Raw genomic sequence first — 14546 nt, forward strand, 5'->3', positions numbered from 1 at the left:
GGTACACCGCGGCGCCGCGTGGCGGCTTATTCGGGCAAGTCGCCCGCCGGCGCCCCCATCCAGCGCTGTGAAAGCTCATCGATCTTGCCATCCTGCTTCGCCTGCCGGATGATTTCGTTTACCTTGGCCATGAGCCGGGGTTGCCCTTTGCGCACACCGATATAGCACGGTGCGTTCGCCAGCACGACCTTCAATTCAAGGTCCAGGTCCGGGTTGCGTTGCGTCAGGGTGGCAGCCACGGGAGTACCGCTGGCGAACATCTCTGTCTGCCCGGACAGAAAAGCCGAGATCGTGCTGTTGTTGTCTTCGTAGCGCTTGATGACGGCCTTGGGCGCCAGTTCCTGGAGTTCGTGGTCTTGCATCGAACCGCGCGTCACTGCGATGACCTTGCCCGCCAGGTCGTCGTATGTCTTGGCCGGATTGGCTTTGGCGCCGAATATCGCGTCGAAGAAGGGTGCGTAGGCAATGCTGAAGTCGATCACCTTGGCGCGTTCAGGCGTCTTGCCCAACGACGAGATGGTCAGGTCGGTCTTGCTGGTCTGCAGGTAGGGAATGCGGTTGGGCGCCGTCACGGGGACCAGTTCGGCCTTGACGCCCAGCTTGTCGGCGATGAGCCGGGCGATTTCCACATCGAGGCCTTGCGGCTTCATGTCGGGCCCCACGAATCCGAATGGAGGGTAATCGGTCGGGATGGCCACGCGGATGCTGCCGCGCGCGAGGATGTCGTCGAGCGCATCCGCGGCATGCGCGGGGGCGATCATGGAAAACGCCAATGTGCCAATGGCCCCGAGAATCCATTTCTTGATATGCATATCACGTCCTTACGAAAGTGTTGCTGTGTTGGCCCGGCGCCAGCTTTGCCCTATTGGCAGGGCCGCACGGAACGCCGCGATGGTCTCCCCGGGTTCCCCTTGAGGATGACGCTGGATATAAGCCGGGACTCTATGGCCCCGGTCCGGGCAAGGCGTGGGTGTCAGTCGGGAATCACGGCCGTGGCATCGATCTCGACCAGGTATTCGGTACGGGCGAACGCGCTGATCACCAGACCCGTGGAAACCGGATAGACGCCCTTGAGCCACTTGCCGACGACACGATAGACGGCCTCGCGGTAGCGAGGATCGGTGATGTATATCGTGAGCTTGCAGATGTGGTCCAGTTGGCTGCCGGCTTCCTTCAGCAGCATGTCGATGTTCTTCATGGCCTGTTCGGCCTGCCCGGCCGCGTCGCCGATGCAAACGCATTCGGATGTGTCGAGATCCTGGCCGATCTGGCCGCGCAAGAAAACGGTAGTGCCGCGTGCCACGACGGCCTGGCAAAGATCATTGTCGAGTTTCTGTTCCGGATAGGTTTCGCTGGTATTGAATTTGCGGATGCGGGTGTGTGCCATGGCGTGTGCTGTGTGGGTGTCGATTCTATGGGAAGGCGGCGTGGCAGTCAGGCGCGGTCGAAATAGCCGGCGCGGATAGTGCTGCCAATCAGATTCACGATCAGGCGGCCCGCGGTGACGCAGGTCAGGCGCGCCGGCGTGTCTTTGGACGGTTGGATCTCCACGATGTCCATGCCGACCACACGGCCTTTGGAGACCAGGCCGTGGATCAGTTTGCGTGCCTGCACGAAGGTGACGCCGCCGGGCGCCGGGCCATCGATGGCGGGCATCACGGTGGCATCCAGGCCATCGGCATCGATGGAAAGATAGTAGTTGCCCCCGTCGGGGATACGGTCAAGCACGGCCTGCATGCCGATGTCATGGAGCTCGTAGGCGGTGATGAGCTCGGCGCCGTAGGCGCGGGCAGCTTCGTAATCGGCCGGCCGGCCGCTGCCCTGGGCGCGCAGGCCGATCTGGATGATCTTGCCGACGTAGGGCAGTTCGGACGCGCGCCGTATGGGGCTTGATAGTCCATCGCGCACGCCGTTGACCTCGTCGCGCCAGTCCAGATGCGCGTCGACATGAACCAGGGTAATGGTTTCGCCCAGCGCTTCGTACGCGCGCAGCACGGGATTGGTGATGCCGTGATCTCCGCCCAGCACGATGGGCAAGCCACCGGCGCGCAGAATGCGGCGTACCGCCTGTTCACAGCGGCGGTAGTGGTCTCCGGGTACGTTCAGGTCGGGCAGCACATCGCCGCAATCGACGAAGCGGATGTCGGAGCGGCCTTGCAGCAACGGGCCGTCGATGTCGAAATCGTAATGTTCGGGCGCTCTGACGATGCGGTCGGTGACATCCCGGATGGCTTGGGGCGCACGCGTCTGGTCGTTGCTGAATGCCTGCGGTGTATAGGGCGAGCCGAATGGCATGCCCAGGATGGCAATGTCGGCCTGCAGCGTTTCCAGGTCGGTCACCAACTCGGAATAGAGCAGGGTCTTGTGCCCTGTCTTGGGTGCGGCAGTAAGCGGCTTCGTTGGCGTGGGTGGCAAGGTGGGCTCCGCGGTGCGTGGTGGCATGGGTAATGCCTGGCCACTTTACGTGTGGGATTCCAGATCAAAAAATGATATTTTTGTTGGGATAGTCTCGAAATATGAAACCTTTCCCTGCGGCCTGCGCCGGCTCCCACCATGCTCAAACTGGATTTCGATGAACGCGATTTGCGGGCGCTGCGCGTGTTCTGCCATGTTGCCCAGGCGGGCGGATTCGCTGCCGCCGAACCCCGCCTGTTGATGTCGAAGGCGTCGATCAGCCGCCACGTGCGCGAAGTCGAGGCACGCCTGGGGGTGCGGCTGTGCGAACGCGGACCCGGCGGGTTCAGATTGACGCCCGAAGGTATCGTGGCGCTGAACCTGGCGACCAGCGCGCTGCACGCGCTAAGCCGCATCCGCCCCGAAGTCGATGCGGTTCATGGCGTGTTGTCGGGGCCGCTGACCATAGGCATGGGCGAACATTCGCTGACGCATCCAACCTGTAGGCTGCCCGAGGCGCTGAGAGAGCTGCACCGGCAGGCGCCCCACGTGCAGCCTGAAATCCTGGTGATGTCGTTCAATGAACTGGACCAGGCATTGCGCACGCAGCGGATCGATATCGCCATACGCGGCAAATATCGCGAGGACCGCGATTTCGCCTATTTGCCGCTGTATGTGGAAACGCATCGTGTGTACGTGTCCAGCCAGGTCAGGCGGCCGGCCGAGCAGATTCGCCTGCCGCTGGTTTACCGGTCGCATCCCTATGTCGAGCAGGCACTGGCCACCGGCCGCTATCAGCGCGGCCCCGAGGCCGGCGGCCTGGATGCGATCGGCGCCCTGGTTGCCACTGGTTACTACCAAGGGCTGTTGCCGACGCATTACGGAGAACTGCTGCAGGAACGCTTCGGCCTTCAATTGGCCGCCGGAGGCCATGAGTATTCCCATGCGGGCTGCGCGGTTACGCTGGCTTCCCGCCCGCTCAGCCATCGCGCCGAGCTGTTCCTGAGCATTCTGCGCAGCCTGCACCAGGCCAACGACACCCGTTCGAGCCGCGTTCGCGGGCGCAAGGCGTAGGCAGGCGCGCCCAGGTAGGCCGCCAGGCCGCGGGTAATGCGCTTGCCGCTACCTTGGCTTGCCGGGCGCCGGCGCTGCTTGCAGCATGTCTGTCAACTGCCCGATGTTCTTCAGCGTGCTCAGCAGGTGTTCGTGCAGCGCGCGCGAGGCATCTTCGTTGCGTTCGTGCTCCAGCAGTTCCAGCACGTGCAGGTGCTGCTCGCAATGCTGCCTGTAGCGCTTGCGGTCGCGCATCGAGCGGTACGACAGCAGCCGGCGCACGCGGTTGACGCGGCGCACGGTGTCGATGAAGAATGGATTGCCCGAGGCCTCGACCAGCGATTCATGGAAGCGCACGCCGCGATCGTGCAGCTGGTCGGCGGTATCGGTTTCTATGCCGCCGGCCAGCAGGTGCAGTTCTGCCTGGCGGCAGCGCGCCAGCACGGCCGGGTCCAGCCGATAGCCGGGTTCCAGCAGCGCGGCGGGCTCCAGGGCCAGCCGCAGTCGGTATGACTGCAGCAGGGCGTCGGGCGTGCGCATCATGCCCGAGAATTCCCAGCCATAACCGGGCCGCCGTTCGGCCCAGCCTTCGTTTGCGATGCGTCCCAGTACTGCGTTCAGCTGGGCGGGCGTCAGCGCGTAGCGGGCGCGCATCTGGGATTCGGTGAACGAGGTGGGCAGTTCGCCGCGCAGCAGGTCATCGGCGATGCGGAAGTAGACGTCGATGAGCGCGTCGTGCGCCTGCAGGCCCAGCGCGGTGCTCGGGTCGCCGCTGCCGGACGGCACGTCCCGGGCCACGAAATAGCCGCGGTTGCGTTCGCGCGCCAGCACGCCCATTTCGTGCAGGTGTTGCAGGGCTTCGTTGATGGGCGAGCGCGATACGCGCAGGCGGTCGGCCAGCATTTGCGCGGGCAGATGGGCGCCCACGGCCAGGCCGTCGGCCTGGATCAGCTCAACGATCTGGGCGGCCAGGGGTTTCTGCGGGGTCATGGACGGCAATGTAGCCCAGAATCATGGCGCCGCCGTAGCGCGGCCCTGCGCGGCCAGCGTGTTGCGCAGTATGGCCGGAATGACACCGCCCGCCGCCAGCAGTTCGGCGTCGAGCTGGGTCTCGATCGCGGCCTGGGCGGTAAAGGCTTGCGTGGTGCCGTTCTTGCGGTGAATGCGCACGGGCACGTCGCAACGTGGATGGATGGCATCGGCCGGGGCATCGATCTCGATGCGGTCGCCTGGCTGCAACTGCAGGGCATCCGGCCCCGTGCCGGCGGGCAGCCGCAGCGGCAGGACGCCCATGCCGATCAGGTTCGAGCGGTGGATGCGTTCGAAGCTCAGGGCCAGCACCGCGCGGATATCCAGCAGCCGCTGGCCCTTGGCCGCCCAGTCGCGCGATGAACCGGTGCCGTAGCGTTCGCCCGCCACCAGCACCACGGCTTGCCCCGCGTCGCGATAGCGTTGCGCGGCTTCCCAGATGGGCATGACGTCGCCCGAGGGCGCGTGCAGGGTGTGCGCCACCGGCGCGCCGGGGCACAGCAGATTGACCAGCGTCTTGCTGTGGAAAGCGGCGCGCAGCATCACTTCCCAGTTGCCGCGGCGCGAGGCGAATACATTCAGGTCGTTGCGGTCGTCGCCGCGCTCGACCAGAAAATCGGCCACCAGGCTGTCGCGCGGAATGGCGCTGGCCGGCGATATGTGGTCGGTGGTGATGTCATCGCCCACCACCAGCAAGGGATGCGCGGTGTAGTGGCCCAGCTGGCTGCCGGCGTTCGCCGCGGCAAAGGGCGGCCGGCGCAAGATGGTGGATGCGGGGTCCCACGGAAATTGCGGCGTGGACGGAGCGGCCAGTGCTTGCCAGCTTGGGTTGGCCAGCGCGATCTGGAAGTCGCGCCGGAAATCGGCGCTGTCCAGGCCGGCGGCCAGACAGGACTGGACTTCCGCGCGCGTGGGCCAGAGGTCTTGCAGCGCTACCGGTTGCCCATCGCTGCCCACGCCCACGGGTTCGGCGCCCAGGTCGCGTTCGGCATCGCCCGCCAGGGCATAGGCCACGACCAGCGGGGGCGACATCAGGAAACCCAGTTCCAGGTCGGGGTGGATGCGGCCAGGGAAATTGCGGTTGCCCGACAGCATCGCCACGGGCCGGATACTGCCGGCCTGCGCGGCTTGCGCGATGACCTCGGGCAGCGGGCCCGAATTGCCGATGCAGGTGGTGCAGCCATAGCCGACGATATCGAAGCCCACGGCGGCCAGGTCGTCGGCCAGGCCGGCGCGCTGCAGATAGCTGGCCGCCGCCGGCGAGCCGGGGCCCAGCGAGGTCTTGACCCATGACGGCACCTTCAGTCCACGCGCCCGCGCCTTGCGGGCCACCAGCCCGGCGGCCATCAGCAGGGCCGGGTCGCTGGTGTTGGTGCAACTGGTGATGGCGGCAATGGCCACGGGGTGGCGCGGCAGGCGCGCCGGCGCGTCGGCGGGTGGGAAGCCGCCGGTGCGCAAGGCGGCGGGCACGTCGCGGTAGCCCAGCAGGTCTTGCGGGCGGCGCGGGCCGGCGACGTGCATGTCGATCCGGTCCAGCGCGATAGGCAGGGTGCGCGTGTAGCGCGGACGCGCGGCGGGGTCGAACCACAGGCCGGTGCGCTGCAGGTAGGCGCGCACCAGGTCGATGGCATCGGCGCTGCGGCCGGTTTGGCGCAGGTAGGCCAGGGTGTGCTCGTCTGCCGGGAAATATCCGGTGGTGGCGCCGTATTCCGGAGCCATGTTGGCCACTACCGCCCGTTCGCCGGCCGACAGCGTGGCTACGCCGGGGCCGAAGAACTCGACGAACTCGCCCGATACGCCAATGCCGCGCAGCCGCTGCGTGACCGTCAGGGCCAGGTCGGTGGCCAGCACGCCCGGGCGCAGCGCACCTGTCAGTTCCACGCCGATGACATCGGGAATGCGCAGCAGGGTCGGCATGCCGAACATGACGGTTTGCGCTTCCAGGCCGCCCACGCCCCAGCCCAGCACGCCTATGCCGTTGATCATGGGTGTGTGGCTGTCGGTGCCGATCATCATGTCGGGCACGGCCCAGGGCTGGCCGTCGCGCTGCTCGACGCGCACGACGGTGGCCAGTTGCTCGAGGTTGATGGTGTGCATGATGCCGGTGCCCGGCGGATTGATGTGCACCCCTTGCAGCGCCTGCGAGGCCCAGCGCAGGAAGCGGTAGCGTTCCTGGTTGCGCCGGATCTCGTGGCCCATGTTCTGTTGTGCCGCGTCGGGCCGGGCATAGGCTTCCACCGCCAGGGAATGGTCGACCGACACGTCGACGGGCAGGCAGGGGTTCAGGACGGCCGGGTCGACGCCGGCTTCGGCCAGGGCGTCGCGCATGGCGGCGATATCGACCAGGGCGGGGGTGCTGGTGGTGTCGTGCATCAGTACCCGGCCGGGCTGGAAGGCGATCTCGGCCTTGCTGGTGCCGCTGGCCAGCCAGTCGAACAGCGCACCCACGGCGGCATCGCGTTCATGGCCCTGCATGTTGCGCAGCGCGTTTTCCAGCAGCAGCCGCAGCACGACGGGCAGGCGGGTGTAGTGGGCGCCGAACGGGCCGGGCAGGTCGACGATGCGATACGTCTGCCCGCCCGCGGCAAGCGCGGCGGTGGCAATCGGGCTTGGGCTGGCGGGATGCATGGAAACCATTATTGCATTTTGATCTTATAAAATGCAATATAAAAAAGCACGGCCTTCGTCACCCGATTGGCTGGCAGAAAAATCTAGTCAATACCCAGATCGACACAGGAGGCTGACATGCCCTTTATCCGCAAACTTCGCGCGCTGGCGCCCTTGACGCTGCTGGCGGCCCTGGGCCAGGCCCCGCTGGCCATGGCGCAGGACTACCCGAACCGCCCGGTAACCCTTATCGTGCCATTCTCGGCCGGCGGCGGCGTGGACGTCATGGCCCGTTTGCTGGCCGAGAAGCTGCGCGACACGCTCAAGCAGAGCATCATCGTCGAGAACAAACCCGGCGCCAGCGGCATGCTGGGGGCTCAGTTCGTGACCAAGGCCGCGCCCGACGGCTATACCCTGTTGCTGGGCTCGGCCGGCGAAACGGCCATCAATGCCTACGTATACAAGGCGCGCATGCTGTACCAGCCGGAACAGGACCTGGCGCCGGTATCGCTGGTGACGCGCGTGCCCAATGTGCTGGTGGCGGGGCCGTCGCTGAAGGCAAACGACGTGGCCGGGCTGGTGGCGCAAGCCAGGGCGCATCCGGGCAGGCTGACCTATGCCACCAGCGGCGTGGGCAATCCGCAGCACCTGAACGGCGCGTTACTGCAATCGATTGCCGGCATCGACATGGTGCACGTACCGTACAAGGGCGCGTCGGGCCAGTTGGCCGACGTGGCGGGTGGCAGCGTGGACATGACCTTTGTCAGCTATGCGGCGGCCAAGGCCTTTATCGATGCGGGCAAGGTCAGGCCGTTGGCCGTGACCTCGGGCAAGCGCGCCAGCTTTGCGCCGGATATTCCGGCCATTGCCGAAACGCCGGGCCTGTCCGCGTACAGCCTGGAAAACTGGTTCGGCCTGTTCGCCCCGGCCCATACGCCCGACGCCGTACTGGACCGCATCAACCAGGCGGTGCGCGGCGCGCTGCAAGACCCGCAGCTGGCGCAGCGCCTGCGCGAGCAAGGCGGCGAGCCCGCGCCGATGCCGGTGGCTGAATTCAAGCAATTCATCCAGCACGAAAGCAAGCAATACCAGGCTATCGTGACCCAGGCCGATATTTCCGCCGAGAACTGATCGCGCGGCATTTAGAAGGAACCGCCACCATGTTTGCCTACGTAGGCTGCCGCACCACGCGCGAACGACATGCGCGGGGCCAGGGCATCAGCGTTTTCCAGGCCGACCCGGACACGGGCGGCCTGGCGCTGGTGCAACTGCTGCCAGGGCAAGAGAACCCGTCGTTCCTGGCGCTCAATGCACGGGGCGACCGCCTGTACGCGGTGCACGGCGACACTACCCGCGTCAGCGCGTTTGCCATCGATCGGGCCAGCGGCAAGCTGGCGCTGCTGAACAGCCAGGATACGCAAGGCAAGAACCCGGTGCACCTGGCCATCGATCCCAGTGGGCAGTACCTGATCGTGTGCAACCACATCGGCGCCAGCCTGGTGGTGTTGCCGATCGCGCCCGATGGGGCGCTGCGGCCGGTATCGCAGCAGGTGCCGATTGCCGGGCCGATCGGACCGCATCGCCTCGAGCAGACGCAAGCCAAGCCGCATGCCTGTCCGTTCCTGCCCGGCGGCCGGCACGTGGTCGTTCCCGACAAGGGCCTGGACCGCGTTTTCGTGTTCGGCTTTACCGGCGGCCAGCTTCACCCGGCCCCGTCGGAACCCGCGCTGGCGCGCGAGGCGGCCGGCCCGCGCCATGTCGCGTTTCACCCGGCGGCGCCGTATGCGTACTGCATCAATGAACTGGATTCGACCGTCACCGTGTATCGCTGCGACGCCGCCGCCGGTGCGCTGGCACCGCTGCAAGTGCTGCCGTCTCTGCCATCGACGTACACGGGCAACAGCCGCGGCGCCGAGATCGAGGTGGATCGCAACGGCCACTATGTGTATGCCTCGAACCGTGGCCATGACAGCATTGCCGCCTTTGGTATCGACCCGGCCAGCGGCCTGCTGTCGTGGGCGGGGGCCTGGCCCAGCGGCGGGCGCACGCCGCGCTATATGGTGCTGTCGCCCAACGGCCGCTTCATGTATGCCTTGAATGAAGACAGCGACAGCATCGTGGCGTTCGATGTCGACGCCGCGACCGGCGCCCTGTCGCCGACCGGACTGTCGGTGGCAACCGGCAGCCCGGTATGCATGGTGTTCTCGGCGCCGTGCGGCGCTGCCAGGTGCTGCCAGGTGTCAGGCTCTCGTCAGGGTGCCTGACACCATACGACTGAGACAGTCTTGGCACACACGGGTGTCAGGCACCTGCGGAGCCTGACACCTGGCAGCACCGTGCTTTACCGCAGGCCTGCGAAGAATGCTTCGGCGTTTTCTTGCAGGCCCTCGATGTAATAGCCGCCTTCCTGCACCACCAGCACCGGCACACCAAAGCCGGCCACGGCGCGGCCGATGCGCTCGAACCCGGCGCTGCTGACCGCGACCTTGGCCTGCGGGTCGCGTTCGAAGATGTCAAAGCCCAGCGCCAGCACCAACGCATCGGGCTGGAACACCTGGATGGCGTCCACGGCAATGGCGAGCTTGTCGAAGAACACCGCTTCGGCCGAGCCATGCGGCATGGGCAGGTTCAGGTTGTAGCCGAAGCCCGCGCCCGCGCCTTTTTCGTTGTCGTAGCCGGCCACCACCGGGTAGAAGTTTTCGGGGTCGCCGTGGATCGACACGTAATAGACGTCGTCGCGTTGGTAGAAGATTTCCTGGATGCCCTGGCCGTGATGCATGTCGGTATCCAGCACGACCACGCGGCCGTACTTGCCGCGCAGGCGCTGCGCGGCGATGGCGCTGTTGTTCAGGTAGCAGAAGCCGCCCGCGGCGTCGCGGCGGGCATGGTGGCCGGGCGGGCGGCACAGCGCGTAGGCGTGGCGGTCGCCCGCCAGCAGGGCATCGGCGCCGGCCACGGCCGACTGTGCCGACCAATAGGCCGAATGCCAGGTGGACGGCCCCACCGGGCAGCTACCGTCGGCCAGGTAGCGCGCCGCCTTGGCCAGCACGCCGCGCAGGGCATTGGGTTCGCGCACGAACACGTTGGACACGACTTCGTCGCCCCAGTCTTCGGGCAGTTGCTTCCATTCTTGATGGGCGGTCTTCAGGAACTGCAGGTAGTCGAGCGCATGCACGGCGGTCAGCGGCGCCATGCCCGCATCGGGCGGCTGGCGCACGTCGAACCCCATGTGCTTGACCGCGCCGGCCAATGCACTGGCACGGTCTGGCACTTCTTGCGGGGTACGCATCTTGCCGCGCGAGAAATAGGTTTGCGGATGGTGCAGGGCCTGGTCGGGATGGTAGTAGGCTTTCATGGCGGTCCGTGGGGTGGCGGGTTGCCGGGCGGTGCCCGGAGCGGCAAGCGTGCAGGGCATTGTGAACCAGAATCGACGCGGCCCAAAGTACCACTTCCGCATTCGCGGCACGTACCGCTTGCCCGGCAGGCCGGCCACTACCCGGCCGGCCCCGGGCCGCACGGGTGTTCAGCCTATGCCCAGGTGACGCGCGAACGTGGCCGGGTCGGTGTTGGTGCCGCACAGCAGCACGCCGACGCGCTTGCCGGCCAGGTCGGCCTTCAGTGCGCCCACCAGCGCTGCGGTGGCGGTGGCGCAGGCAGGCTCGATGGCCAGCTTGAGCTGATCGAACAGCAGGCGCATGGCGCCGCGCAGTTCGTCGTCGGACACCTTGACCAGCCGGTCGACGTTGCGGCGGCACAGCTCGTAGCTGTACTGCTCGGTGTGGGGCGCCATCAGGCTGTCGGCAATGCTTTGCATGGGGCCCATCTTGATGGGGCCGCCGGTCTCGAAGCTGCGGTGCATGGCATCGGCGCCCTCGGGTTCCACGCCGATGACCTGGCATTGCGGGGCGACCAGCTTCACGGCAGTGCTGATACCGGCCATCAGGCCGCCGCCGCCGATGGGCACGATCACGGCATCGAGCTCGCCCGCCTGTTCCAGCCATTCGTAGCCCAGCGTGGCGGTGCCCAGCACCGTACGGTAACCGTTGAACGGGTGCACGAAGAAGCGCCCTTCCTCGCTTTCGATGCGATGCACGGTATCGAAGGCGGCCTGGCCGTTCTCGGCCAGCACCACTTCCGCTCCGTACTGGCGGCACAGTGCCACGCGCGCGGGGCTGGCGGTCTTGATCATGACCACCTTGGCCGGAATGCCCAGGCGCATGGCGGCGTAGGCCACCGCGACGGCGTGGTTGCCCGCCGATACGCAAGTGACGCCGGCCGCGCGTTGCGTGTCGTCCAGCGCCAGCAGGTTCGAGAATGCACCGCGCGCCTTGAACGTGCCGCTGGCCTGCAGCAGTTCGAACTTGAAGTTCACTGCCGTGCCCGCCACGGGCTCGAAGTCGGCCTTTTCCATGATGGGCGTGGTGCGCACCCAGCGCTGCAACTGGGCATGCAGGTCGGCGATGGTGGATAGGTCGGGGACGGTGGTGGTGTCTAGTTGCTGGGTCATGATGGGTCCTGCTTGAAACGGAGGGTGTCAGGTACCTGCGGAGCCTGACACCGTATGGAGACAGTTTGCTTTCAGCGCAATCCGAGGCGCTTGCGTACGGCAAACAGCGAGGCAAGGCTGATCAGGGCCGCGAAGATCAGGTAGAAGCTGGGCGCCAGTTTGTTGCCGCTGGCGGCGATCAGCCACACGATGATGAAGGGCGCGAAGCCGCCGAAGATGGTTACCGCAATGTTATAGGACAACGACATCCCGGTCGTGCGCGACTGGGTGGGGAACAGGTCGGTCAAGAGCGCGGGCAGCGCACCGAAGTAGCCCGACAGCAGGATGCCGATGATGATCTGCACCACGATCATGGTGCCGAAGGTGGGCGAGGCCGCCAACAGCAGGAAAAGCGGGTAGATCAGCACCAGGAACAGCAGGGCCGCCGTCACCATGACGCCGGTGCGGCCATGGCGGTCGGACCAGTGGCCCACCATGGGCGCGCAGATGAACTGCACCACCCCGGTGACCAGCGTGGCGGCGAAGGCCGCCGCGGGCGGGATGCCCAGTTGCTTGACCGCGAAGGTGGGCATGTACAGCACCAGGTAGGTGGCCACGGTGCCCAGCACCACGGTGCCGATGGCCAGCACCAGGCGCAAGCGGTTCGTGGTGAAGGTGTCGCCCAACGGTGTTTCAGTGCGTTCGGTGGCCAGGAATTCGGGGGTTTCGTCGATGCGGGTACGGATGTAATACGCCACCGGGCCGATCAGCAGGCCGAAGAAAAACGGAATGCGCCAGCCCCAGGATTCCATCTGGTCGGGCGTCAGCCATTCGTTCAGGCCGGCGCCGAAGCCGGCGGCCAGCAGTGTCGTCAGGCCCTGGCTGGCCACTTGCCAACTGGCGAAGAAGCCGCGCCGGTTGGGCGTGTGTTCGGCCAGGAAGGCCGTGGCGCTGCCGAATTCGCCGCCGGCCGAGAAGCCCTGGATCATGCGGGCGGCCACGATGCCGATGGGCGCCCAGATACCGATGGTGGCGTAGGTGGGCATGATTGCGATCAGCAGCGTGCCCAGCATCATCAGCATGATGGACAGCGTCAGCGTGGCGCGCCGGCCGACGCGGTCGGCGTAGACGCCCAGCACTACCGCACCCAGCGGGCGCATGAAGAACGACACGCCGAAGGTGCCCAGCGTCAGCAGCAGCGACATGCTTTCGTTGTCGCTGGGAAAGAACAGCCGCGCGATGGTGACGGCGAAGAAGCCATAGACCACCAGGTCGAACCATTCCAGCGCATTGCCGATCGAGGCGGCCGCGATGATGCGCCACGCGGGGGGTGACGTCCTGCCGGCAACCGGTTGGAACGTCGTTGCGGTATTCATGAATGGCTCTCCCTGGAACTTGTGATTATGGTTGTGCAAGACTGTCGATGACGTTGGACAGGAACGCGTGGCATTGCGCGACCTGTTCCAGTGCGACGAATTCGTTGGCCCGGTGGGCCTGCTGGATATCGCCCGGCCCGCAGATCACGGCTGGAATACCGGCTTGCTGGAACTGGCCGGCCTCGGTGCCGTAGGCGACCTTGCGGTGGGCGGTATCGGCGGTCAGGGCGCGCACCAGTTGCGTGATGGCGGCCTGTTCGGATGCGTCCAGCGACGGCGCGCTGGCCAGCGAGGTCAGCTCGATGGCCGCATCCGGATGCTCGCGGCGCATGCGCGGCAGCAGCGTGTCCTGTGCGTAAGACTGGATGCGCGCGTAGAACTGTTCCGGATCGGCGCCGGGCAGGTTGCGATGTTCGAACTCGAACTGGCATAGCCCGGGAATGGTGTTGACGGCGATGCCGCCCTGGATGGTGCCGACCTGGGCCGTGCTGAAGGGCACATCGAAGGCCTCGTCGAACGGACCGGCGGCGCGCATGTGGTCGGCCAGCTCGCGAATGAAGCAGATCAGTTGCGCTGCGTATTCGATGGCGTTCAGGCCCTTGGGAGTCAATGACGAGTGGGCGGCATGCCCGCGCACGCAGCAGCGCCACACATTGATGCCCTTGTGGGCCACGATCACCCGCATCGAGGTCGGTTCGCCGACGATGCAGCCGTCGGGCCGCACGCCGCGCGCCTTCAGCTCGGCCAGCATCAGTGGCGCGCCCACGCAGCCCACTTCTTCGTCATACGACAGGGCGAAGTGAACCGGCTTCTTCAGGTCCGTGCCGGTCATGCGCGGCAACAGCGCCAGCGCGGTGCCGATATAGCCTTTCATGTCGCAGGTGCCGCGGCCGTACAGCTTGCCGTCGCGGACCTCGGGCCGGAACGGGTCGCTGTCCCAGTCCTGGCCATCGACCGGCACGACGTCGGTATGACCCGACAGCACGATGCCGCCCTGCGTGCTGCCGTCGGCGGCCGGCACGGTGGCATACAGGTTGGCCTTGGCGCCGCTGGTATCGTGGCTCAGGTGCGATTCGATGCCGGCGTGGCGCAGTTCGTCGCGCACCATTTCGATCAGGCCGAGATTGGAATTGCGGCTGGTGGTGTCGATGCTGACCAGGCGCTGGATCCAGTCGACTGCCGCCTGCGGCGCGGCACGGTCGACGCTCATGATTGCGCCCCGGCGTGGCAGGCCACGGCTTCGATTTCGACCAGAGCGCCGGGCACCATCAGGTCGGCGCGCACGGTCGAGCGGGCGGGCAGCACGATATTGCCGAAGAAAGCGCCATAGGCCGCGTCGAACGCGGCGAAATCTTCGACGCGGGTCAGCCAGATGGTGGTCTTGACGATGTCGCCCGCGCCCAGCCCGGCGGCCGAGAGCTGGCGCACGATGTTGTCCAGGCAGGTGCGGGTTTGCGCCGCCACGTCGTCGCCCACGATGCGAAAACCCTCGCCGAAGGCCATCTGGCCCGATACGAAGACCAGTTCGCCAGCGCGCCGGATCATGGAAAAGTGCGGTTGGCGGCGGGGCGCGGAAGCGGCCGTGGCATCGTGCTGCATCA

13 protein-coding genes are annotated in these 14546 nt (G+C 66.5%); 3 read left to right on the forward strand and 10 right to left on the reverse strand.

The window, feature by feature from the left end; all coding sequences use genetic code 11:
• Positions 1 to 26 precede the first annotated feature (26 nt).
• The 3 genes from KW845_RS20575 to KW845_RS20585 all read right to left on the reverse strand — a co-directional run bounded on the left by KW845_RS20575 (position 27) and on the right by KW845_RS20585 (position 2442).
• On the reverse strand, positions 27 to 812 hold the full coding sequence (locus KW845_RS20575; protein WP_218371171.1) for a transporter substrate-binding domain-containing protein: 786 nt from the start codon (positions 810 to 812) through the stop codon (positions 27 to 29).
• 161 nt (positions 813 to 973) lie between these two features.
• Complete coding sequence (locus KW845_RS20580) at positions 974 to 1387, reverse strand: RidA family protein (RefSeq protein WP_218371172.1); 414 nt, start codon at positions 1385 to 1387, stop codon at positions 974 to 976.
• A gap of 47 nt (positions 1388 to 1434) precedes the next feature.
• Entirely contained in the window at positions 1435 to 2442 is a 1008-nt protein-coding gene (locus tag KW845_RS20585) for an agmatinase (protein ID WP_218371173.1), read from the reverse strand.
• Between the two features lie 111 nt (positions 2443 to 2553).
• Between KW845_RS20585 and KW845_RS20590 the strand changes: the two genes are divergently transcribed.
• The gene (locus KW845_RS20590) at positions 2554 to 3468 is read left to right on the forward strand and encodes a LysR family transcriptional regulator (RefSeq protein WP_218371174.1); all 915 of its coding nucleotides are present in this window, start codon (positions 2554 to 2556) and stop codon (positions 3466 to 3468) included.
• A gap of 48 nt (positions 3469 to 3516) precedes the next feature.
• Here KW845_RS20590 and KW845_RS20595 read toward each other — a convergent pair whose 3' ends face one another.
• Complete coding sequence (locus KW845_RS20595; RefSeq protein WP_218371175.1) at positions 3517 to 4437, reverse strand: GntR family transcriptional regulator; 921 nt, start codon at positions 4435 to 4437, stop codon at positions 3517 to 3519.
• Between the two features lie 21 nt (positions 4438 to 4458).
• Positions 4459 to 7104: an aconitate hydratase AcnA gene (gene acnA / locus KW845_RS20600; protein ID WP_218371176.1), complete on the reverse strand. Its 2646-nt coding sequence runs from the start codon at positions 7102 to 7104 to the stop codon at positions 4459 to 4461.
• 117 nt (positions 7105 to 7221) lie between these two features.
• Here acnA and KW845_RS20605 point away from each other — a divergent pair, with 117 nt between their 5' ends.
• A complete protein-coding gene (locus KW845_RS20605; protein ID WP_218371177.1) occupies positions 7222 to 8214 on the forward strand; it encodes a tripartite tricarboxylate transporter substrate binding protein in 993 nt (330 codons plus the stop codon).
• A 29-nt stretch (positions 8215 to 8243) separates the two neighbouring features.
• Positions 8244 to 9347 carry a beta-propeller fold lactonase family protein gene (locus KW845_RS20610; RefSeq protein ID WP_218371178.1) on the forward strand — a complete coding sequence of 368 codons (1104 nt, stop codon included), beginning with the start codon at positions 8244 to 8246 and terminating at the stop codon, positions 9345 to 9347.
• A 77-nt stretch (positions 9348 to 9424) separates the two neighbouring features.
• Here KW845_RS20610 and KW845_RS20615 read toward each other — a convergent pair whose 3' ends face one another.
• The 5 genes from KW845_RS20615 to KW845_RS20635 form a co-directional block, all read right to left on the reverse strand.
• Entirely contained in the window at positions 9425 to 10438 is a 1014-nt protein-coding gene (locus KW845_RS20615) for a histone deacetylase family protein (protein WP_218371179.1), read from the reverse strand.
• Between the two features lie 168 nt (positions 10439 to 10606).
• On the reverse strand, positions 10607 to 11590 hold the full coding sequence (locus KW845_RS20620; RefSeq protein WP_218371180.1) for a threonine/serine dehydratase: 984 nt from the start codon (positions 11588 to 11590) through the stop codon (positions 10607 to 10609).
• A gap of 71 nt (positions 11591 to 11661) precedes the next feature.
• Positions 11662 to 12945: an MFS transporter gene (locus tag KW845_RS20625; RefSeq protein ID WP_218371181.1), complete on the reverse strand. Its 1284-nt coding sequence runs from the start codon at positions 12943 to 12945 to the stop codon at positions 11662 to 11664.
• 25 nt (positions 12946 to 12970) lie between these two features.
• The gene (gene argE / locus KW845_RS20630; protein WP_218371182.1) at positions 12971 to 14155 is read right to left on the reverse strand and encodes an acetylornithine deacetylase; all 1185 of its coding nucleotides are present in this window, start codon (positions 14153 to 14155) and stop codon (positions 12971 to 12973) included.
• Positions 14152 to 14544 carry a RidA family protein gene (locus KW845_RS20635; protein WP_218371183.1) on the reverse strand — a complete coding sequence of 131 codons (393 nt, stop codon included), beginning with the start codon at positions 14542 to 14544 and terminating at the stop codon, positions 14152 to 14154. Before KW845_RS20635 ends, argE begins: the two co-directional genes overlap by 4 nt.
• Positions 14545 to 14546: the final 2 nt, after the last annotated feature.

It is taken from the genome of Bordetella sp. BOR01 (genome assembly GCF_019218885.1).
Taxonomy (GTDB): domain Bacteria; phylum Pseudomonadota; class Gammaproteobacteria; order Burkholderiales; family Burkholderiaceae_B; genus Bordetella_A.

Excerpts from the sequence above, each read along its gene's own strand:
- KW845_RS20575 (WP_218371171.1), bottom strand. The coding sequence starts at position 812 with ATGCATATCAAGAAATGGATTCTCGGGGCCATTGGCACATTGGCGTTT.
- KW845_RS20580 (WP_218371172.1), bottom strand. The coding sequence starts at position 1,387 with ATGGCACACACCCGCATCCGCAAATTCAATACCAGCGAAACCTATCCG.
- KW845_RS20585 (WP_218371173.1), bottom strand. The coding sequence starts at position 2,442 with ATGCCACCACGCACCGCGGAGCCCACCTTGCCACCCACGCCAACGAAG.
- KW845_RS20590 (WP_218371174.1), top strand. The coding sequence starts at position 2,554 with ATGCTCAAACTGGATTTCGATGAACGCGATTTGCGGGCGCTGCGCGTG.
- KW845_RS20595 (WP_218371175.1), bottom strand. The coding sequence starts at position 4,437 with ATGACCCCGCAGAAACCCCTGGCCGCCCAGATCGTTGAGCTGATCCAG.
- acnA (WP_218371176.1), bottom strand. The coding sequence starts at position 7,104 with ATGCATCCCGCCAGCCCAAGCCCGATTGCCACCGCCGCGCTTGCCGCG.
- KW845_RS20605 (WP_218371177.1), top strand. The coding sequence starts at position 7,222 with ATGCCCTTTATCCGCAAACTTCGCGCGCTGGCGCCCTTGACGCTGCTG.
- KW845_RS20610 (WP_218371178.1), top strand. The coding sequence starts at position 8,244 with ATGTTTGCCTACGTAGGCTGCCGCACCACGCGCGAACGACATGCGCGG.
- KW845_RS20615 (WP_218371179.1), bottom strand. The coding sequence starts at position 10,438 with ATGAAAGCCTACTACCATCCCGACCAGGCCCTGCACCATCCGCAAACC.
- KW845_RS20620 (WP_218371180.1), bottom strand. The coding sequence starts at position 11,590 with ATGACCCAGCAACTAGACACCACCACCGTCCCCGACCTATCCACCATC.
- KW845_RS20625 (WP_218371181.1), bottom strand. The coding sequence starts at position 12,945 with ATGAATACCGCAACGACGTTCCAACCGGTTGCCGGCAGGACGTCACCC.
- argE (WP_218371182.1), bottom strand. The coding sequence starts at position 14,155 with ATGAGCGTCGACCGTGCCGCGCCGCAGGCGGCAGTCGACTGGATCCAG.
- KW845_RS20635 (WP_218371183.1), bottom strand. The coding sequence starts at position 14,544 with ATGCAGCACGATGCCACGGCCGCTTCCGCGCCCCGCCGCCAACCGCAC.